General features: G+C 49.4%; 16 protein-coding genes and 8 pseudogenes. 14 read left to right on the forward strand and 10 right to left on the reverse strand.

The window, feature by feature from the left end; translation table 11 throughout:
• Positions 1-39: 39 nt before the first annotated feature.
• The 4 genes from LU633_RS12910 to LU633_RS12925 all read left to right on the forward strand — a co-directional run bounded on the left by LU633_RS12910 (position 40) and on the right by LU633_RS12925 (position 3,724).
• Positions 40-672, forward strand: a complete 633-nt coding sequence (locus LU633_RS12910; protein WP_016192639.1) for a recombinase family protein — start codon at positions 40-42, stop codon at positions 670-672.
• 392 nt (positions 673-1,064) lie between these two features.
• Positions 1,065-1,205 (forward strand): hypothetical protein, encoded by a 141-nt coding sequence (locus LU633_RS12915; RefSeq protein ID WP_161796965.1) that lies wholly within the window; start codon positions 1,065-1,067, stop codon positions 1,203-1,205.
• A gap of 8 nt (positions 1,206-1,213) precedes the next feature.
• On the forward strand, positions 1,214-2,428 hold the full coding sequence (locus tag LU633_RS12920; protein ID WP_046371879.1) for an IS91 family transposase: 1,215 nt from the start codon (positions 1,214-1,216) through the stop codon (positions 2,426-2,428).
• 261 nt (positions 2,429-2,689) lie between these two features.
• Positions 2,690-3,724, forward strand: a complete 1,035-nt coding sequence (locus LU633_RS12925; RefSeq protein ID WP_016192640.1) for an alpha/beta hydrolase — start codon at positions 2,690-2,692, stop codon at positions 3,722-3,724.
• 70 nt (positions 3,725-3,794) lie between these two features.
• Here the strand turns inward: LU633_RS12925 and LU633_RS12930 are convergent, their stop codons facing one another.
• Together LU633_RS12930 and LU633_RS12935 are read right to left on the reverse strand one after the other, a co-directional pair.
• Positions 3,795-4,319: a phenolic acid decarboxylase gene (locus tag LU633_RS12930; RefSeq protein WP_016192641.1), complete on the reverse strand. Its 525-nt coding sequence runs from the start codon at positions 4,317-4,319 to the stop codon at positions 3,795-3,797.
• Positions 4,320-4,810: 491 nt separating this feature from the next.
• Positions 4,811-5,300: pseudogene (locus LU633_RS12935) on the reverse strand (transposase); the annotation flags it as partial.
• Positions 5,301-5,692: 392 nt separating this feature from the next.
• Between LU633_RS12935 and ttcA the strand changes: the two are divergent.
• Together ttcA and LU633_RS12945 are read left to right on the forward strand one after the other, a co-directional pair.
• Entirely contained in the window at positions 5,693-6,589 is an 897-nt protein-coding gene (gene ttcA / locus LU633_RS12940; RefSeq protein WP_016192643.1) for a tRNA 2-thiocytidine(32) synthetase TtcA, read from the forward strand.
• A 58-nt stretch (positions 6,590-6,647) separates the two neighbouring features.
• Positions 6,648-6,797: pseudogene (locus LU633_RS12945) on the forward strand (IS5/IS1182 family transposase); the annotation flags it as partial.
• On the opposite strand, the pseudogene LU633_RS12950 reads toward LU633_RS12945, so the two are convergent.
• A pseudogene (locus LU633_RS12950) lies at positions 6,794-6,883 on the reverse strand (IS5/IS1182 family transposase); the annotation flags it as partial. The pseudogenes LU633_RS12945 and LU633_RS12950 overlap by 4 nt on opposite strands.
• 191 nt (positions 6,884-7,074) lie before the next feature.
• Between LU633_RS12950 and LU633_RS12955 the strand changes: the two are divergent.
• The 4 genes and pseudogenes from LU633_RS12955 to LU633_RS12970 form a co-directional block, all read left to right on the forward strand.
• Positions 7,075-7,269, forward strand: a pseudogene (locus tag LU633_RS12955) (hypothetical protein); the annotation flags it as partial.
• Between the two features lie 560 nt (positions 7,270-7,829).
• Positions 7,830-8,871: pseudogene (locus LU633_RS12960) on the forward strand (helix-turn-helix domain-containing protein).
• Positions 8,872-9,310: 439 nt separating this feature from the next.
• Positions 9,311-9,796, forward strand: coding sequence for a transposase (locus tag LU633_RS12965; RefSeq protein WP_046371880.1), 486 nt, complete (start codon positions 9,311-9,313; stop codon positions 9,794-9,796).
• Positions 9,735-10,508, forward strand: a pseudogene (locus LU633_RS12970) (IS256 family transposase). Before LU633_RS12965 ends, LU633_RS12970 begins: the two are co-directional and overlap by 62 nt.
• Positions 10,509-10,724: 216 nt before the next feature.
• On the opposite strand, the gene sodC reads toward LU633_RS12970, so the two are convergent.
• Positions 10,725-11,243, reverse strand: coding sequence for a superoxide dismutase family protein (sodC, locus tag LU633_RS12980; RefSeq protein ID WP_046371883.1), 519 nt, complete (start codon positions 11,241-11,243; stop codon positions 10,725-10,727).
• 73 nt (positions 11,244-11,316) lie between these two features.
• Positions 11,317-11,508: a hypothetical protein gene (locus LU633_RS12985; RefSeq protein WP_046371884.1), complete on the reverse strand. Its 192-nt coding sequence runs from the start codon at positions 11,506-11,508 to the stop codon at positions 11,317-11,319.
• A 304-nt stretch (positions 11,509-11,812) separates the two neighbouring features.
• Here LU633_RS12985 and LU633_RS12990 point away from each other — a divergent pair.
• The 3 genes and pseudogenes from LU633_RS12990 to LU633_RS13000 all read left to right on the forward strand — a co-directional run.
• A pseudogene (locus LU633_RS12990) lies at positions 11,813-12,274 on the forward strand (type II secretion system protein GspD); the annotation flags it as partial.
• Between the two features lie 338 nt (positions 12,275-12,612).
• Positions 12,613-13,287: a hypothetical protein gene (locus LU633_RS12995; RefSeq protein WP_233481916.1), complete on the forward strand. Its 675-nt coding sequence runs from the start codon at positions 12,613-12,615 to the stop codon at positions 13,285-13,287.
• An 8-nt stretch (positions 13,288-13,295) separates the two neighbouring features.
• Entirely contained in the window at positions 13,296-13,724 is a 429-nt protein-coding gene (locus tag LU633_RS13000; RefSeq protein WP_046371885.1) for a WapI family immunity protein, read from the forward strand.
• A gap of 57 nt (positions 13,725-13,781) precedes the next feature.
• Here the strand turns inward: LU633_RS13000 and LU633_RS13005 are convergent.
• From LU633_RS13005 to LU633_RS13015, 3 genes and pseudogenes are all read right to left on the reverse strand, one after another.
• Positions 13,782-14,902 (reverse strand): IS3 family transposase gene (locus LU633_RS13005; protein WP_152664159.1). Its coding sequence is split into 2 segments (ribosomal slippage): positions 13,782-14,644 and positions 14,644-14,902, totalling 1,122 coding nucleotides; the frame shifts between segments, so codons are not numbered across the junction.
• Positions 14,903-15,385: 483 nt separating this feature from the next.
• On the reverse strand, positions 15,386-16,426 hold the full coding sequence (locus tag LU633_RS13010) for an IS481 family transposase (protein WP_046371813.1): 1,041 nt from the start codon (positions 16,424-16,426) through the stop codon (positions 15,386-15,388).
• A 212-nt stretch (positions 16,427-16,638) separates the two neighbouring features.
• Positions 16,639-16,863: pseudogene (locus tag LU633_RS13015) on the reverse strand (hypothetical protein); the annotation flags it as partial.
• Positions 16,864-16,966: 103 nt separating this feature from the next.
• On the opposite strand from LU633_RS13015, the gene LU633_RS13020 reads away from it, so the two are divergent.
• Positions 16,967-18,007 carry an IS481 family transposase gene (locus LU633_RS13020; RefSeq protein ID WP_046371887.1) on the forward strand — a complete coding sequence of 347 codons (1,041 nt, stop codon included), beginning with the start codon at positions 16,967-16,969 and terminating at the stop codon, positions 18,005-18,007.
• A 203-nt stretch (positions 18,008-18,210) separates the two neighbouring features.
• Here the strand turns inward: LU633_RS13020 and LU633_RS13025 are convergent, their stop codons facing one another.
• Both LU633_RS13025 and LU633_RS13030 read right to left on the reverse strand, forming a co-directional pair.
• Positions 18,211-18,600 carry a hypothetical protein gene (locus LU633_RS13025; RefSeq protein ID WP_016169680.1) on the reverse strand — a complete coding sequence of 130 codons (390 nt, stop codon included), beginning with the start codon at positions 18,598-18,600 and terminating at the stop codon, positions 18,211-18,213.
• An 87-nt stretch (positions 18,601-18,687) separates the two neighbouring features.
• Positions 18,688-19,140: a hypothetical protein gene (locus LU633_RS13030; RefSeq protein ID WP_016169681.1), complete on the reverse strand. Its 453-nt coding sequence runs from the start codon at positions 19,138-19,140 to the stop codon at positions 18,688-18,690.
• Between the last annotated feature and the right edge of the window lie 97 nt (positions 19,141-19,237).

Consider the following 19,237-nt stretch of genomic DNA (forward strand, 5'->3'; position numbering starts at 1 on the left):
ATAAATGCAATAATCTAAATGCGATAACGTGGTGAAAAAATGTTCATCAGAGCTTATTTAAGGGCATCGACGGAAGATCAGTTTGCCGATCGGGCAAAAGAGATGCTGGAGCAGTTTGTTCAGGAGCGGGGACATAAAATAGCCAGTTGCTACCGGGAGAACATCAGCGGTACAAAGCTTGACCGCCCGGAACTGGGACGCCTACTGATAGACAGTCACCGCAATGATATTTTACTGGTCGAGCAGATAGACCGCCTGACCCGTCTGAGTAACAGCGACTGGATGACGCTGAAAAAGCAGATAGAACAACACGAGCTGCGGATTGTCAGCCTGGATGTACCTACATCATGGCAGGCACTGTCAGATAAAGACCCTTCGCAGGCGGATCCGATCACCCGCGCCGTGATAACCGCCATCAACAATATGCTTATCGACCTGATGGCCGCAATGTCGCATAAGGACTGGCTGAGCCGTCGCCAGCGACAAAAACAGGGTATTGAACGGGCGCATACGCTGGGTAAATACCGGGGCAAACAGGCCGATCATGAGCGGCACCAAAAAGTGCTGTACTACCGGCAGGTAAAAAAGCTCAGTATCCGTGAAACCGCAGAGGCAACGGGGTACAGTTTGTCTCAGGTATGCCGTATTCAGGCACAGTATCAAAGGCAGTAAAGAACATAGCGCCCTTACAGGGCGAGCGTCACGGCTCTGCCGTTCCGAGGGTGTTCATGACCGGCTCACAGCTTTATACTCTGCGGTATGTTAATTTCTCAGGAAATCATTCACATGGCCCGTAGCAAAGCCCCCAGAAAGCGTAAACCCACGCCCTCGTCCCGACGCGCTATACCCGGATATCCTAAGCGTTTTCTGGTGTCCATTCCGCCCCGGAGCGATTATGACGACCCCGACGAGTTTTTTACGACACTCCGCAGGATGCCATTCGTCACTGTGTCCACCTGGGGCCACAGTTTTTCCTCGATACACACTTCGACCCGCCTCTCGTCTGCATCATCCGCGGCTTTGAGCCGCCTGACTCACCCGACGGCGATGTCGTCCTTGAGTCCATGCCAGCCGATGTGTTTATTATCGCCACAGAATCCGGCATGCTGCCGGTGACCTTCGCTCCCTGGGATAAACACACCGACAACTGGGCCGATGACTGTGACGACTGGCACTATAATACCGGTGCCACTGCAGAGCGATAATCCGCCGCATGTATATCCCGCGCCCGGCAAAACTGCTGTTCACCACTGATGACGCCTGGAACCGGTATATGGATAAACACGGGGACACCCTCAGCCCCTGGACCGTACTCTGCGTCGAGCGCATGCTCGCCTGCGGCACTGCTGCCATGGGGGTGAAGCGATACTGCTGCGCCTCCCCGGACTGCACCCACACCCGCTTCTTCTGCCAGACCTGTAAATCAAAAGGCTGCAGCTCCTGCGGACATAAGGCCACGGAGCAGTGGATTACAGAGCAACAGCAAATTCTGCCCGACTGCGACTGGCAGCATATCACCTTCACCATGCCCCATCTGCTGTGGCCCTTTTTCAACAATAACTGGCCTCTGCTCAATGCCCTGTTCCGCGCAGCCACCCGCGCCATGCTCCGCTGGGCCAGAAAACAGGGTGTGGAAGTCGGTATCTTCTGCGCCCTGCACACCTACGGTCGCCAGCTCAACCAGCATCCCCACATTCATCTCTCCGTCACCCGCGGCGGGCTTGATATTAAACACGGCGTATGGCGCGACCTCTTCTTTAAAAAGCATGCCGTGGAGGAAATCTGGCGCGGAGCCGTCATCCGGCTGCTGCGCCACAGCTATGACCTGATTAACCCCGGCAGGCTGCCGGGGCTGGGGCATATCCACGACAAAAAACAGTGGCTGCGCTATCTGCAGGCGCAGTACGGGCGCCGCTGGAAGGTCCACTTCGCGAAGAAGACCCGGGGGGCCTGGCGGAGCGTCAAATATCTGGGCCGGTACCTGAAACGGCCCCCCGTGTCGGCGGCGAAGCTGAGGCACTACAGCGGCGGCGCGGTGGTGCACCACTATTACGACCACCGTACGCAGCAGTACCGGCAGCAGACGCTGACGCAGGAAGATATGATCGGACGTTATATCAGCCATATCCCGGCGAAGCATTTTAAGATGGTGCGTTATTACGGTTTTTTATCAAACCGTAAACGGGGTAGCCTGCTGCCGAAGGTGTATGAAGCCCTGGAGATGGAAGCGCGGAAAAAACCGGAGAAGCCCGGCTTCGCCGCGCTGATGAAAGAATTTCTGCGCACGGATCCGTACAAATGCATTCTGTGCGGCAACCGACTGCGCTTCAGCAGTGCGCAGGCCGGGAGGCACGCGTCGGAGTTGGTGGCAGAAAGACTGCATAACATCGACCGGAAACGATGGCTTCTGGCACAGACTGCGGGATAAGTGTGTCTGAAAAACAGCTTTCAGGTTAAAAACGCGCCGCAAATGCCATTTTATGACCATAACGTTCCCGATGGCACATCATTACTGCATTACAGACACTGCTGCTCATGGTCAGGAAATTTTTAAAACGATGATTCAGTTTCCTAACCATGAACGAAAGGCAGGCTTTTTATTGCAGTGAATACTGATAATTCAGCAATACTTTTTTTGCATGAGTAACAGAAAATATAATAGGTTTTAAAACAGGAAAGGATACAAAATATGAGATACTTACATATCTGCCTGACAGGTGGTTTTTTTATGATTTCAGCAGTAACAGGGGCGATAGCTTCCGATAGAAATAACCTCCCGGGATACGTTCAGGGCGCAGATGTTATTCAGGTAAATACCAATAAAAGTCAGATAGATAACATCGGTTATGTGGTCTACGAGCAGGTCAAAAGCATACGCTCAGTCAGACCGCTACATATGTCTGTTCTCGTTCCCCGAAACAATGATTTGAAGCCGGCCATCATCTATTTCCCCGGTGGAGGTTTCACCACGGCTGAACACGACAAGTTCATTGAGATGCGTATGGCTCTGGCCAGTGCCGGCTATGTCGTTGCAGCAGCAGAATACCGGACAATTCCCGACACCTTTCCGGCACCAGTTGTGGATGCCAAAGCGGCGGTAAGGTACCTTCGTCAGCATGCGACTGACTATGGTATTGACCCCGGACGTATCGGAGTACTTGGCGATTCTGCCGGAGGATGGCTGGTTCAGATGCTGGGGACAACCAATGGCGATAAATCTTTTGATAAAGGTGATTTTCTCAGTCAGTCCTCTGATGTTCAGGCCGTCGCCACACTTTATGGAATTTCTGACCTGCGCAACATAGGTGAGGGATTCCCGGAGGACATACAGAAAGTTCATCAGTCCCCGGCTGCAACTGAAGCTCTGCTGGTTAATGGTGCGGCCTTCAGAAACTTTGCTGGCGCCCCCATCACATCCACACCGCAGAAGGCCCTCAGTGCGAGCCCCGTCGGACATCTTGGCGGAAGCAAGTCCCCTTTCCTGATTATGCACGGCAGTAAGGATACTCTGGTATCACCTGAGCAGAGTGCTCAGCTTTATGACGCTCTCAGGAAATCGGGGGTTCGCGCAGACTATGTGCTAGTTGAAGGGGCTGAACATGGCGATTATCACTGGTACCAGCCGGAGATCATCAACAGGGTTGTTGACTGGTTCCGCCAGACGCTGGGCACTCCGGAAAAACAAAAGGCTAAAACAACAGCAGATCCTGACGCAAATCTCTGACACACGTGCGTGTCAGCAGTGTTCAGTCTCCCGCACGCGCGAGAGACTGAAACGTACTATGTGGTCGGTATCATTTACCATCAAAAAAATCATCAGGTAATTGTCCCGGCGGCATGTTTATCACCGCATCGTTATCGGGGCCTTCATTTTTCATGTAAGTGACTCTGGCAAACTCAGGAATGACGACATAAGGATAGGCCGGGCCTTCATCGCGAAATTTATGCATATCCTCGATGAATTCATTCTGATAACAAATCGTTTTCTCAGGATGCTGCCCTTCACCTGCAATCCACTGTGGAAAGAAAATTGTCCCGTGGATCAGCTTCCTTTTCAGATCGAATAACAGACTTACGCAGGTACCCGTGGGTTCATGCCAGTCAACTTTGTAAATTCCGGGAGCGAATTGTACGGCGTTCATCTTCTGGTTTGTCACCCAACTGCCACCAACAAGCCCCTGATGAATACGATAATCGCAGGTATTATCGTTGCGGGCATACCATTCGTACTTCCATCCATTGTCGTAAGTATAAACGAAATGTGTACCGATGAACTCAGAAAGATAGAGAGTATGATCAGCTTGTGTAATGTCAGTCATAACATCTCCGATATTATGTTTAAATAACCAATATACGCTTATATATTATATGTCTTTTGACAGAAAATGGCGGTACGCATAAAGAATCTTCGCGCTAACAATGTTCAAAAAACAGCCTTAACGTACAATAATTTTCGATATCCAAACTGACCCCTACCTCATCAAAATGCTCATCACAAGATGTAAATCCCCGGTATTCATACGCCTCGATACCATTGATAGCTTTCTTGCACAGGCAGCATATATATTCGCTCACGCTCGAATCTCCTTATCCACCACGCGCACGAAGTAGACAAGCCAATTCCGGGGGCGGAATTGGCCAGGCGGCAGCGCGGTGATTTGTTTTGTGTATTTTTCTAACAGAAGGGTGGTTATGCGGTCGTGCTCAGATTTAGGCTTGCCTTTCGTGGCGCTGATGATTTCCGATCGACATTTCCCGGCAACTGACCGCAACGCGGACCCTGCACATGATTCTGTGTAAATGCCTTTTCTCAGTAGTGGCCGTCCGGGCGGTCACCGAACCCGATAATAAAACGGCTCATCGCCATACGCCAGTCCCTCAGTGGCATCGTCCATTTCTGTGATGCGGCCTGGATTGCCAGCCACACCTCTTTTTTCACTACGTCGTCAGTCGGGAACACCTTACGTTTCTTAATGGCATCCCGGATCACGCTGTTCAGCGACTCGATGGCGCTGGTTGTGTCGAGCATCTTGCGGATGTCTGCCGGGTAAGCGAAGAACGTCGACAGGCTGGCCCGGTTTGCCTGCCAGCTCCGGCTTATCTGCGGATATCGTCTGTCCCGGGCAGTGGCGAACACTTCCAGCGCCTGCTACCTGCTGCGTCCGCAGGAGTCTGACAGATGGCTTTCAGGCCGCGGGTGACGCCTTTGTAGTCCTTCCACGAGACAAACCGCAGGCTGTTACGCACATGTGTACGATGCATAACTGGATGCGGGCCTGCGCATACACCGCGTTGAGAGCCGACCCGACACTGATTTTTTTCAGCAGGCTAACGAACTGGCTGAGATCCTCAGGAGTTTTGAGATTTTTGGCCAGTTCGTTAGCCAGAGCCTGCAACTGTTTGTCGTCCATAAAATTAACCTGCTTTTGATGCTGGATTGAACATATCAAAATCAGGCAATTACACAAATTCATGTACAGAGTCCATTCCCGAATTTACCACCATCCCGGCTTATGCCTGCCCTTGTATGTTTTGAACCAGTGTGTTACGCGGCACAAAAACGGCAGGGAGATCACTCCGCGGAAACTGTACTTTCGCAATGACGCATCTTATTTAAATGTCTTTTGAAAAACCGTATACTCGTCGTAACCACGTCACACAGGCCGTCAGTACGGTCTTCGAATTGAAGATGATGAACCAGGGAAATATCAGAAAAGAGACATTGGAGTTCAATAAACTTCAGAAACGATTAAGAAGAAATGTCGGTCGTGCCATCGCAGATTACGGCATGATAGAAGAGGACGATGTCGTTATGGCCTGCATGAGTGGCGGCAAGGACTCTTTTGTCATGCTTGATATTTTGTTAAACCTCAAAAAAACTGCTCCAGTCAATTTTGAGGTTATTGCGGTCAACCTGGATCAAAAGCAGCCGGGGTTCCCCGGGCACGTCTTGCCTGACTGGTTAGGGAAACTTGATATCCCTTACTACATTGTGGATAAAGACACGTATTCAGTGGTGAAAGAAAAAATTCCTGAAGGCAAAACCACTTGCGGATTATGTTCACGGCTTCGTCGCGGTACGCTGTACTCATTCGCTGAAAAAATTGGCGCGACCAAAATTGCCCTTGGCCACCATATGGATGACATTGTTGAAACACTGTTTCTCAATATGTTTCATGGTGCAAAAATGAAAGCAATGCCACCAAAACTTCGATCTGATGATGGACGAAATGTGGTAATCAGGCCACTTGCCTACTGCCGTGAAAAAGATTTAATTCGCTATGCACAGCATAAAAATTACCCAATTATTCCATGTAACTTATGCGGTTCGCAGGAAAACCTGCAGCGCCAGTCGGTAAAAGCAATGCTGGCAGAATGGGATAAAAAAGATCCTGGCCGTGTGGAAAGCGTGTTTAAATCTTTGCAAAACGTTATTCCCAGCCAATTAGCCGACAAAAATTTATTTAATTTTGTTGAACTACCGCTGGATCGCACAGGAGAGCGGGCTGAATATGCCTTTAGTGAAGCGACAGTATCCTCAAGTAATATCGATGCGTCGTTATATATTGATATAACAAATATTGCTTAGAGTCTGCCCCAAAAGAGGTTAGCGTATAATGCATCCCGGTAATTTCTGAGGGCAAAGTATGGCAAGCAGTAAAGGGCAGATTAGCGATGAACTCCGGGACAAAATGGCCCCGCTTATCCCGGAACACAAAACCCGCCATCCTCCGGGTATGCACCGAAAACGTGTCGATAATCGGGCCGCAATGAACGCCATTTTCTTCGTCCTCAGACCTGCGTCTCTCCATTCCTGGAAGCGCCGGGGCGCAGAACCTGATGAACATATCCCTGTGGCATTGAGTGCATTCCACTGACAACCAGGTATCTTTGGGCGTTTCTGGCAGAACGGATTACTGGCCTGTGAACACCCGGGCGGCCCTGACTGTTCATGGTTAAAACCCGGACTCTGCCTGGACAAAGGAGACGAAGCGAGCGGGCTGAAAACAGACCGGTTGAGACGTCGTGACGAGCCTTATATCCCGTCGATCAGATGCCAGTAAAACCACGAACTTCAGTGCCCGTCGCCGGGTCGTCGGAAGGACGCACAGCCGGATGAACCGGTTTCGCCGGACCCTGAGCCGACGGGAAAAGAAGTCTGAAAATTACGAGGCCCTGTTGCATTTTTCCTGTGGTCTTATTGTCTGGAATAAACGCCTGTTGATACAGGCTTTTAATATTCAAATCCTTTCTTTGTTTCGCGGATGAATACCCGCGTTTCTTATATCGTCAAAGCATTACTTTTTACGGATATAGTGGAACGTCACTGCGGACATTTAAAATAATGTCGTTTATTTCACGGGATTTCTTATTGTCATGCACTTTTCTGCATAGTAGAGCGACCTCTTACACTGAGTAATAACAGGACCCACTATGATATTTCTGATATTCAGCACTCAATTATTTTTGCGAATTCAAAAGTATTATATGAAAAGTTACTGAAAGTCTGCAATGAAAACGAAGCCGCTTTAATATCTTGAATAAAAGTACACAGACCGTCTGGAATGAGTGATTCAGAACGAAGAAAAATAAATGTTCTTTAGTAATGTCCACGCATAACAAAAACGAATTTTAAGAGCCGGAAGCCACTAAGGTAAAAAATACACTGCGCATACAAATAATTGGCAGTAGTCTGAATGTTATAATAAGTCTGGCATATAATTAAGTGTATTCGTCGCGACGTGATCTGACACCGGACCTTGCAAGGTTGAGGGTTACCGGTTTTGATATGGGTGTCGAATCCTTAAACAAAACACGAGGTCACCCTCATGATCCATACTCACAATCCCATCATCAAACACAAAGCCGGCCTGCTCAATCTCGCCGAATAACCCGGTAACGTCTCAACAGCCTGCAAGAGCACGGGCGTGTCACGCGACACCTACTATCGTTATCAGGAACTGGCTGCTGAAGGCGGCATTGACGCGCTGGTTAACCAGAACCGCCGGGGTCCAAACCTGACGAACCGCGCCGACGAAGCCACTGAACGCGCGGTTGTTGAATATGCCGTTGAGTTCCCGGCCCCCGGGCAGCACCGGACCAGTGATGAGCTGCGTAAAAAAGGCGTGTTTACCTCCGGCAGCGGCGTGCGCGCCATATGGCAACGACACGACCTGGAGAACTTCCGTAAACGCCTGAAGGCGCCTGAGGAAAAGCTCACCAGAGAAGCCATCGTGCTTACCGGTGCCCCAATCGCCGCGCTGGAGAAAAAAGGCGCATGATGATGAGGCCAGTGGCGAAATCGAGACCGCACACCCGGGCTATCCCGGGTCGCAGGACACCTTCTGTGCTGGCGATCTGAACGGTGTGGGCCGTATCTGCCCGCAGCCGTTCGTGGATACGTACCCGAAAGTGGCACACTGCAAGCGGTATACGAGTAAAACGCCGAACACCGCCGCCGGCCTGCTAAATGATCGGGTACTGCCGTTCTGTGAGGCTCAGGGGCTGCCGGTGCTGAGAAGACTGACCGACAGGGGAACGGAGTGCTGTGGTAAGGTGGAGCCGCATGATTACCAGCTTTATCTGGCCATCAACGATATCGCCCATACAAAAACGAAGGCGATGTCCCCACAGACCAACGGCATCGGTGAGCGCTTCCATAAAACGATTTTGCAGGACTTTTATCAGGTCACGTTCCGCAAGAAGTCATATAGGGAGCGGGAGAGCCTGCAAACGGATCCGGACAACCGATTATGGCATGACAATAATGAGCGGACTCATCAGGGGAAAATGTGCGGCGGGCGAACGCCAGTGGCCAGGTTATCTGATGGAAAACGTGTCCGGGCAGAAAAGGAGCTGAACCGGATGTAATCCGACAGACACCTGTATAAATAACCGGTAACGGTCAGATCAGGTCTGAGCTAGTACAAATTAAGGGTGATACAGGAAAGATCTGATAGTCGTTTACACCAACTGGACAGAGTAAAAATTCCCGAAATCTTTTTTCAGGTTGAAAGTTAATAAAAACTTTGCTCTCTCGCAATCTCAGCGATGGTACCATTGCGTTCACCAGTTTTTCTTACCAGCCTGGATTAGCTGGTTATTAATCTGAACGGTTGTATATTAGTAACGAAAGAAAATGCTATCTGGGGTTGTAAGCGGGAACCCGCCAAAATTTTGTGGGATTCTTGAAGAAAAAAATTTAATTGGTGGTGATGCCGCTGCTGCCAAGGTTTCCGAGCCAGTACATAGATTTGTGTAATTGCCTGATTTTGACATGTTCAATCCAGCATCAAAAGCAGGTTAATTTATGGACGAAAAACAGTCGCAGGCCCTGGCTAACGAACTGGCCAAAAATCTCAAAACCCCTGACGATCTCAGCCAGTTTGAGCGCCTGCTGAAAAAAATCAGTGTCGGGGCGGCGCTCAACGCCGAAATGACCCGTCACCCCGGCGACGATAAAAATCAGCCAGAACCGGCGACCAACGCCCGCAACGGCTATTCTACAAAGACAGTGACCACCGGCGATGGCCCGCCGGAGCTGCTTACACCGCGCGATCGTGATGGCTCTTTCGAACCGCAACGGGTGAAGAAAAACCAGACCCGGAGCACCGGGATGGATAACCCGATCTTATCGTTGTATGCCAAAGGTATGACCACCCGCGAGATAGCGGCCGCATTCAAAGAGCCGTATGACGCCGATGTCTCGCCAGCGCGGGTCTCGAAGGTAGCTGATGCCGGTCACCGGATGGCAAAACCGGCCACTGGATGCGGTCTGTACCATCGTTTACCCTGACTGTATCGTCCTGAAAGTCCGGCAGGACAGTCGCGTCATCAATAAATCCGTGTTCCTTGCCCCGGGTATCAACATCGAAGGCCAGAAAGAACTGCCGGGTATGTGGCTGGCCGAAAACGAGGGCGCGAAGTTCTGGCTCCATGTGCTGACCGAATTAAAAAATCGCGGCCTGAACGATATCCTCATCGCCTGTGTTGATGGTCTGAAGGGCTTCCCGGACGCTATCAACGCGGTGTATCCGCAGGCCCGCGTCCAGCTGTGCGTCGTGCATATGGTGCGCAACAGTCTGCAGTCTGCGGTTCGTCTCCTGGAAGGGCTACAAAGCCGTCACCCGTAACCTGAAAGCCATCTGTCAGGCCCCCACGGAAGAAGCAGGGCGCGGGAAGCGTTCGCCGGCACCCGGGGCAGCCGCTACCCGCAGATAAGCCGGGGCTGGCAGGCAAACCGGGCCAGCCTGTCGACGTTCTTCGCTTACCCGGCAGACATCCGCAAGACGCTCGACACGACCAGCGCCATCGAGCCGCTGAACAGCGTGATCCGGGATGCCATCAAGAAGCGGAAGGTGTTCCCGACTGACGACGCAGTGAAAAAGGAGGTGTGGCTGGCAATCCAGGCCGCATCACAGCAATGGACAATGCCGCTGAGAGACTGGCGCATGGCAATGAGCCGCTTTATTATCGGGTTCGGTGTCCGCCCGGACGGCCACTACTGAGAAAAGGCATTTACACAGAATCATGTACAGGGTCTCGCGTTTTGTTTAAGGATTGGACACCCATATCAAAACCGGTAACTCTCAACCTTGCAAGGTCCAGTGTCAGATCAAGTCGCGACCAATACAAGTGAGCCATTTTCGGGTACGTATCCACAAACGTCTGCTGATAGATGCGGCCCACGCCTTTCAGATTGCCAACGTAGATTCACTCTTCCGTCAAATTACCCCACAGGCTACACGTATACCTCCACCACCAAGGGGATGTGGTTTATCCGAGTGATTGTCACCCCCTGCATGGACCATCAGCGCTTTTCCTGTGATCTGGTGAATGGACTTTAATCGCGGGGCGACTACAGGGTAAGTGGCCTGGCCATCGGCAGCCACATACAGAGCAGGTAAATCACCTAAGTGTCCTTCACCATAAGGGCCGAGATGCTGACCTGTGCCTTCCGGGTCAAAATGCCCTCCGGCTGTTCCCGCCGCGATATTTTTTGAACCGGATTTAGCAGGCTCACAGCTACCGTTAGCGTGAACATGAAAACCGTGAATACCGGATTCCAACCCTGTTAATTCAGGTGAAAATTTCAGTCCATAAGGGGTTTCGCTAATCGTGACCTTACCGATGGCATTGCCAATACCTTGATCGTTCACTTCATGTAACGTCACAACTTTTGAAGCCGCTTGTGTACTTCCTGCTAATGTCATCAGCAAGATAAAAATAAGTTTTTTTTTCATACGTTATCTCCTTTTATGTCTGTGCATGTTGTAAAGCTGGGATCGTTAGAAGCCAGAAACAAAGCCACCTTAGTTACTTCATTATTATTGCCTGCTTTCCCACAGGCATACCGCCAATCATCATTTGAACCTTATCTTTCTTAAGTAGATGCATCATCGATGTTTCAATCGGCCCCGGACTAATGACATTAGCACGAATGTTTCGGTTCGCCAGCGCAGGCCAGGGTGCGAACCAACGATCATTCTGCGATCTCTGTTGCGCCATAATTAATTATTCCAGCTGTCCTTTTGCAGCCTCAGCTGAACCTGTTCACACCAAGGGTAGCCTCGTGAAGAGAGATAAGCTCCCCCTGACAGTGATATCAAAAGGCTTTTCGAAAAAATATTCATCAACGTATTAAAAATGTGAGGCGTCACAATATGGTATTATAAACAAAAATATCAATGCTATTTCTCCTATCGTTTCAAAAGGCGTTGTAACGCTCCTTCGCTGGTAATGTCGCTTTGTACCTGTCACACCAGCTCCGGTCCTGAAGTATCCTCTCACCACAATCAGTAATAAAAACAGAAATGCCTCTGCATCGTTCTCGGTGGGTTCTGATGTGCCGGTGCTGGGCAGTGTCACGGTGAATAATAATGTCACCACGCAATCGGTAGAGTATCGCTCCAGCGGGGTGCTGTTTAACGTGACGCCGTCACTAAAAAGCCGGACAATGGACCTTAAAATTGAGCAACAGCTTTCAAACTTTGTCACCACGGAAACCGGCGTCAATAACTCACCCACGCTTATCAAGCGTGATGTCACGACAGAAGTGAGCCTCGCTGATGGTGATATTATTATGCTGGGTGGTCTGGCTGAACAGAAAGACAGTACTGCCCGTTCCGGCTGGAGCTTTTTCGGTTCCCGCCCCCGTGAGAACAGCAAGACAGATATTATGGTCATGCTTCAGGTCAGAAAGGTTGACCGGAGCAGGGCGGCGCCCCACAGCGCCGCGAGGAGCGGAGACCTGTTCCGGGGCAACCTGAACTGATTCAGGGGGGGGTAATTTAACGTACTATAAGATTGTCCGGTATCATATTGATGGTACTGAAGAAATTGTTTTTGATTCGCACGCATCAGGTACAGATTTACCAAAGTTAACGGGTGAGTGGCGGGTATTAGACGGGATTGAACAGGTCTGACTGGTGAGGTCAGGCCTGTTCATTTACTGCGGATTGACGTTTGATTCTGATTCGTTATGGAGTAAACGGATGGTTATGAATCAGCACCAATAGTAGCCAGTTGACGGCCAGTGTCAACGGGTGGTGTCGTGTTGAAGAAAGTGTTATATGATTTCTCTGGAGCTGATTAACCAGAAGGGAATATTTTATGACAACAGGATTTGCAGCCAGAGAAGAACCCGGTCGATATTATACATTTCAGTCCCGGTTGCCCCGGGGGGAATTTTTTGAAATCCGTCCGCGACTTTTACCCCACAATGCCAAACCCATAACCGATGACGAAAGCGGGATGTGTATCGGTTATTCCGTGTCACAGGCTCCCGGTCTTTGGCGAATTTATGACACCGATGGACTTTTTGTCAGACTGGAAGAAGCACCGCTGGAATCACCGCTGATTGACCCGATTGATATTGCGTTACTCGCAGCAGGTGTTTTTCGCATTTTTTTTGCGGGCAGGGCACTGTTGCAAAGCGGAGTCAGAACGGCCATCACGGTAAAACTCAGTCAGGGAACGGTCAGTTTCTTACGAAGCCAGTTAAAATTGGGTCTTTCAGCCCGTAATCTTAAAATGACAGAAACCGCTGCGAAGCATATGTATAACCCCGGACGCTATGTGCCTTTGCAGCTTCAGGAGAAAGCTATCCGCTATGGCAAACGAATGCCTGATCCAAAGAAAAAAACGGGGCTTTTTCGCTATGAAATTGAAATGTATAGGCTTGTTGAGAATAAGCAGGAAAAAAGAACATATTATTATAAAAAATATATTCTTGAGGTCCTTGTCCGAGAAAAAGACTGGACAATTAGTCATTTTCAGTATTTTTAGAGATTATTATGGTAAATATAGAAGTTGGTACATTGCAATTTCAATTGTCACCATATGAAAGAGAAATTGCAGAAGAAGATCTAACAGATGACTCAATAATAACGTTTATAGAATACAAGTTGCCAGTATTAACGACACAGTATAGCACTACATTTACTGTTCCTGAACTTATTGATTTAAAAAGAGAACTGCAATCTCTTTATGAGAGTGTACTTAAACAAACCCCTCATTCTGATATTGTTTTTGACAGTTTAGAGCATAATTTCAGTTTGCAAATAAGGCAGGTTGGCCTTCATGATATTGCGGAAATAAATATCGTGATGAAACCTGAAGATAATGCAGATAGCGTCAAAATCACTGACACATTTTACCTTGACCAGAGCTACTTTCCGGCGTTGCTGTCCGGTATTGACGAGATGATTAACTGGCCTGAATGACGACACCAGAGGGCTGATTTAGCCCTCTTGACCTGCCCCGAGTATTAGATACAACCTTCAGTTAGTAATGTCGGTTGGTTTTTCTTCATGTTTCCCGTTTCGCCAGCATGCTGCAAATTCAAGCGGCGTCTGGTAATTCAGCGATGAATGAGGTCTGGACTCGTTATAATCCTGCCGCCAGTCATTAATGATTTTCCGGGCATGAAGAATATCGCTGAACCAGTGCTCATTCAGGCATTCATCCCGAAAGCGCCCGTTAAAACTCTCAATAAATCCGTTCTGTGTTGGCTTACCCGGCTGGATAAGTCGCAGTTCTACACCATGCTCAAAAGCCCACTGTTCGAGCGCACGGCAGGTAAATTCCGGGCCCTGATCGGTTCTTATCGTTGCCGGATAGCCGCGAAACAGCGCGAGGCCGTCCAGAATACGTGCGACCTGAACGCCTGAAATACCGAAAGCGGCGGTGATCGTCAGACACTCCTTCGTGAAATCATCCACGCAGGTCAGGCACTTAATCCGGCGGCCGCTGGCAAGTGCATCCATGACAAAATCCATCGACCATGTCAGGTTCGGCGCATCCGGGCGGAGAAGCGGAAGCCGCTCAGTCGCCAGACCCTTACGGCGTCGCCTGCGTTTTACACCGAGACCGTTAAGGTGATAGATGCGGTAAACCCTCTTGTGGTTGACGTGAAGGCCCTCCCGACGCAATAACTGCCAGATGCGCCGGTAACCAAATCGGCGACGTTCAAGTGCCAGCTCTGTGATACGCAGAGATAGTTGCGCGTCAGCAGCCGGACGCTGAACCGAATAACGGCAGGTTGAAAGGGACAGACCGGCCAGCCTGCAGGCACGACGTTGCGACAGACCCGTTATCTCACACATGACTTCCACGGCTTCCCGCTTCTGGTCTGTCGTCAGAACTTTCGGCCCAGAGCCACCTTAAGCGCCTCCTTATCCAGCATGGCTTCAGCGAGCAGCTTCTTGAGGCGGGCGTTCTCCTCTTCAAGTGACTTGAGCCGCTTCACTTCGGGGACTTCCATGCCGCCAAACTTCTTGCGCCCGGTGTAGAAGGTAGCGTCTGAAATAGCATGCTTGCGGCAGAGTTCCCGGGCCGAAACCCCGGCTTCGGCCTCGCGGAGAATACTGATGATCTGTTCGTCGGAAAATCGCTTCTTCATGGGGATGTCCTCATGTGACTTATGAAGACATTACTAACATCGCGCTGTATTAATCAACGGGGAGCAGGTCACTCTGGCTTCCTGTGGCGCAGGTGCGCATTTCGGTAGCCTCTGACCAGTGACGCAAGAAAATAATGAAGAAACTAACAAACTTACGTGGTCCGAAGCTTTCTGTTTTGATGCCGCAAGGCATGGAGGCGCTTCGCGCCGGAGGCCCCGCAGCGAAGCGAGGATTCAGAAAGCATTATGGCGCTGCCATAATATTCCCGGCGGTTGCAAGGTCGGCTTTTGCGGTTCCGGCAATTGCGTGATTCGTCACGATAATCCTGTATCGGTCATGGCAAAGGTGCGCATAATGTACGACTCGTTATGTTGAAAAGGCCGCTGCGAAAATCGAATCCCGCAGCGGCCTCTTTAGCATAACGTGTACTAGCTCAGACCTGATCTGACAGTTACCGGTTATTTATACAGGTGTCTGTCAGATTACATCTGGTTCAGATTTTTTTCTGCCCAGACTCGTTTACCATCAAGTAACGTGGCCATTGGCGTACGCCCGCAGCACATTTTTCCCTGATGAGTTCGCTCATTATTGTAATGCCACAACCAGTTGTCCAGATCCGTTTGCAGGCTCTCCAGGTCTTCGTATAACTTCTTACGGAACGTAACCTGATAAAAATCCTGCAAAATAGTTTTATGGAAGCGCTCGCAGATGCCGTTCGTCTGCGGAGACATCGCCTTCGTTTTTGTATGGTCGATATCGTTGATGGCCAGATACAGCTGGTAATCATGCTGCTCCACCTTACCACAGTACTCCGTTCCCCTGTCGGTCAGGATCCTCAGCATCGGCAGTCCCTGAGCCTCGTAGAACGGCAGTACGCGATCATTGAGCAGGTCTGCGGCGGTGATCGGCGTTTTACTCGTATACAGCTTGCAGTGTGCCACTTTCGAGTACGTATCCACGAACGTCTGCTGGTAGATACGACCCACACCTTTCAGATTGCCCACGTAGAAGGTGTCCTGCGACCCGAGATAACCCGGGTGAGCAGTTTCGATTTCTCCGCTGGCCTCGTCATCGTGGGCCTTCTTCTCCAGCGCTGCGATTTGAGCGTCGGTAAGCACGATGCCTTCTCTGGCGACCTTTTCCTCAAGTGCCTTCAGGCGTTTACGGAAGTTCTCCAGGTCGTGCCGTTGCCAGATGGAGCGCACGCCGCTACCGGAGATAAACACGCCTTTTTTACGCAGCTCATTACTGGTCCGGTGTTGCCCGTGGGCCGGGAACTCAACGGCATATTCAACAACAGCGCGTTCAGTGGCTTCGTCGGCGCGGTTCTTCAGGTTGGGGACGCGGCGGTTCTGGTTAATCAGCGCATCGATGCCGCCTTCAGCAGCCAGTTCCTGATAACGGTAAAACGTGTCGCGTGACACGCCCATGATCTTGCAGGCTTTTGATACGTTACCGAGTTCTTCGGCGAGATTGAGCAGGCCGGCTTTGTGTTTGATGATGGGATTGTTAGTATGAATCATGAGAGTTACCTCGCGTTTTGTTTAAGGATTAGACACCCATATCAAAACCGGTAACTCTCAACCTTTCAAGGCCCATTGTCAGATCAAGTCGCGACTAATACACATAACGTCATTGTGCGAACCAGTTTTATTTCAAAGCCCTATAAGTTTACCAACAATCACAAGCAAGATAATTATAGCCACCCCTATTTCCATGCTCATGTTATTTTCCTCTATAATTGTTTCTCAGCTTTTGAATGATAATAGTAGAGATATATTAATCCAACTGGCGCTATGAATATTGAAAATATCCAACATAAGCACATTGTGATGACCTTAGCCATTAACATCACTATCGCATTGATGAAGAAGATATTTTCACCCATTATGAACGAAATAATCTGCTCATATACGAATCTTGCATATGGGTAAAGTAACGCATTGATAACAAAGAATATTTGTATTAGTCGCGACTTGATCTGACAATGGGCCTTGAAAGGTTGAGAGTTACCGGTTTTGATATGGGTGTCGAATCCTTATACAAAACGCGAGGTAACTCTCATGCTTCATACTAACAATCCCATCATCAAACACAAAGCCGGTTTACTCAATCTGGACGAAGAGCTCGGTAACGTATCAAAAGCCTGTAAGATCATGGGCGTGTCGCGAGACACGTTTTACCGTTATCAGGAACTGGCTGAAGAAGGCGGTATTGATGCGCTGGTTAATCAAAGTCGTAGGGTACCCAACCTGAAGAACCGCGCCGATGAGGCCACGGAACGTGCGGTTGTTGAGTACGCCGTTGAGTTCCCGGCTCATGGTCAGCATCGGACTAGCAATGAACTTCGTAAAAAAGGCGTGTTTATCTCCGGCAGCGGCGTGCGCTCCATCTGGCAACGACACGACCTGGAGAACTTCCGTAAACGCCTGAAGGCGCTTGAGGAGAAAGTCGCTAAAGAAGGCATTGTGCTTACCGATGCCCAAATCGCAGCGCTGGAGAAGAAGGCCCACGATGACGAGGCCAGCGGAGAAATCGAGACGGCACATCCGGGTTATCTGGGCTCGCAGGACACCTTCTACGTTGGCAATCTGAAAGGGGTTGGCCGTATCTACCAGCAGACGTTTGTGGATACGTACTCAAAAGTGGCACACTGCAAGCTGTATACAAGTAAAACGCCGATCACCGCCGCCGACCTGCTCAATGATCGCGTATTGCCGTTCTACGAGGCTCAGGGACTGCCGATGCTGAGAATACTGACCGACAGGGGTACGGAGTACTGTGGTAAAGTGGAGCAGCATGATTATCAGCTTTATCTGGCCATCAACGATATCGACCATACGAAAACGAAGGCGATGTCTCCACAGACGAACGGTATCTGCGAGCGCTTCCATAAAACCATTTTGCAGGATTTTTATCAGGTTACGTTCCGCAAGAAGTTATATGGAGACCTGGAAAGCCTGCAGGCAGGTCTGGACAACTGGTTGTGGCATTACAATAATGAGCGAACTCATCAGGGTAAAATGTGCTGCGGGCGTACGCCAATGGCAACTTTACTTGATGGTAAACGGGTCTGGGCAGAAAAAAATCTGAACCAGATTTAATCTGACAGACACCTGTATAAATAACCGGTAACTGTCAGATCAGGTCTGAGCTAGTACAGAATATTACATTCCCAACCTTCATCCCGGAAGGATTCTGCATAGAGATGTAAATAAAGAACGCTGAAATTATCACGCCAAAAATGAAATGACGAATATAATAACTTGCTTTTAAACCCCCTAAGGTTTTTCGCAAAAACTCCATATTAATTAGCTCCCTTTTCCTTTGCGACGATTAAAACACCTTCGGTATAAGAGTAACCATATCCGTAACCATACCCACCTCTGCCGGTTCCATTGTTGATAGACCCTGAGTCATATTTAAATCCCCAGTTCCCGGATGTTACTGGCGTTATGCTAATAACTTCAAATCCGTCTTGGTTGAGCTTATCTACTGCGCGTGTAACATCTTCATTCAATCTTTCGCCGTCAATCTGGCAATCTGACCATCCTTCCTGTACTACTTCTTTTTTGCGGATTTTTTCTTCAATATCAATAAATCCAAGAAATCGTTTTGTATTTCCGGTGGGAACTTTGACCGTTACCTCTTTGTAGATAGGTTGGAAGTAGCTTGGTACATACACGGTTTTGTTCATAATTTAACCTTTTCCTTGTGTTTAAAAATCGCACAATCCAGAACGTGCAGTGTTGGTAATACTGCACGTTTGTCTCATTCCTGAGACTCAGCCTTTCTTCTTCCCGAAAAGCTCATCCCATTTTCTTGACGTTGTTGCTGTTTGCAGGGCGCTCGAAACTCTCCCCAGACAAAGAATGTCCTCATCATCGAGGGTACGAAGGTTGTAGATGATAAAGTGAGCAGCCTGAGCTGCATCTTTGCTTCTCGTCTCAAAGAAGCGCTTGCTGGAATCGTAGATATCGCTGTTACTGGAGCCAAAAATCAGTTCGAAGATGTCCGTCTGAGTGATTTCAGCAATTTTTTCCAGCTCACTGATTTTCGCATCCCTCTGTGCGTTTGCGATCCTTTTCAGTGTACCTATGTTGATGCCAGACAGCTCTTCCATCCTTTCGTATGTGAACTTTCCCAGGATCGCTTTTTTTATCCTTTCGGCCCGCTGTAAGTCTATGTCTTCTGCCATTTCTTCCGGGTAGCCATTGCTATTGAGGTTATTGCTCATTCTATCTCCTACTTTTTTGACCCATTTCAAAAGAACAAATATGTCACTTATTCAGTACAAAATCACTTGAGAGGCAAGATCTTGGGTGGTACATTTA

Origin of the sequence: Erwinia tracheiphila, assembly GCF_021365465.1 — a bacterium.
In the GTDB taxonomy this organism is placed as follows: Bacteria; Pseudomonadota; Gammaproteobacteria; order Enterobacterales; family Enterobacteriaceae; genus Erwinia; species Erwinia tracheiphila.

Bases quoted from the DNA above. Each gene is read 5' to 3' on its own strand.
- LU633_RS12910 (WP_016192639.1), top strand. From the start codon at position 40: ATGTTCATCAGAGCTTATTTAAGGGCATCGACGGAAGATCAGTTTGCC.
- LU633_RS12915 (WP_161796965.1), top strand. From the start codon at position 1,065: ATGCCAGCCGATGTGTTTATTATCGCCACAGAATCCGGCATGCTGCCG.
- LU633_RS12920 (WP_046371879.1), top strand. From the start codon at position 1,214: ATGTATATCCCGCGCCCGGCAAAACTGCTGTTCACCACTGATGACGCC.
- LU633_RS12925 (WP_016192640.1), top strand. From the start codon at position 2,690: ATGAGATACTTACATATCTGCCTGACAGGTGGTTTTTTTATGATTTCA.
- LU633_RS12930 (WP_016192641.1), bottom strand. From the start codon at position 4,319: ATGACTGACATTACACAAGCTGATCATACTCTCTATCTTTCTGAGTTC.
- ttcA (WP_016192643.1), top strand. From the start codon at position 5,693: ATGAACCAGGGAAATATCAGAAAAGAGACATTGGAGTTCAATAAACTT.
- LU633_RS12965 (WP_046371880.1), top strand. From the start codon at position 9,311: ATGGACGAAAAACAGTCGCAGGCCCTGGCTAACGAACTGGCCAAAAAT.
- sodC (WP_046371883.1), bottom strand. From the start codon at position 11,243: ATGAAAAAAAAACTTATTTTTATCTTGCTGATGACATTAGCAGGAAGT.
- LU633_RS12985 (WP_046371884.1), bottom strand. From the start codon at position 11,508: ATGGCGCAACAGAGATCGCAGAATGATCGTTGGTTCGCACCCTGGCCT.
- LU633_RS12995 (WP_233481916.1), top strand. From the start codon at position 12,613: ATGACAACAGGATTTGCAGCCAGAGAAGAACCCGGTCGATATTATACA.
- LU633_RS13000 (WP_046371885.1), top strand. From the start codon at position 13,296: ATGGTAAATATAGAAGTTGGTACATTGCAATTTCAATTGTCACCATAT.
- LU633_RS13010 (WP_046371813.1), bottom strand. From the start codon at position 16,426: ATGATTCATACTAACAATCCCATCATCAAACACAAAGCCGGCCTGCTC.
- LU633_RS13020 (WP_046371887.1), top strand. From the start codon at position 16,967: ATGCTTCATACTAACAATCCCATCATCAAACACAAAGCCGGTTTACTC.
- LU633_RS13025 (WP_016169680.1), bottom strand. From the start codon at position 18,600: ATGAACAAAACCGTGTATGTACCAAGCTACTTCCAACCTATCTACAAA.
- LU633_RS13030 (WP_016169681.1), bottom strand. From the start codon at position 19,140: ATGAGCAATAACCTCAATAGCAATGGCTACCCGGAAGAAATGGCAGAA.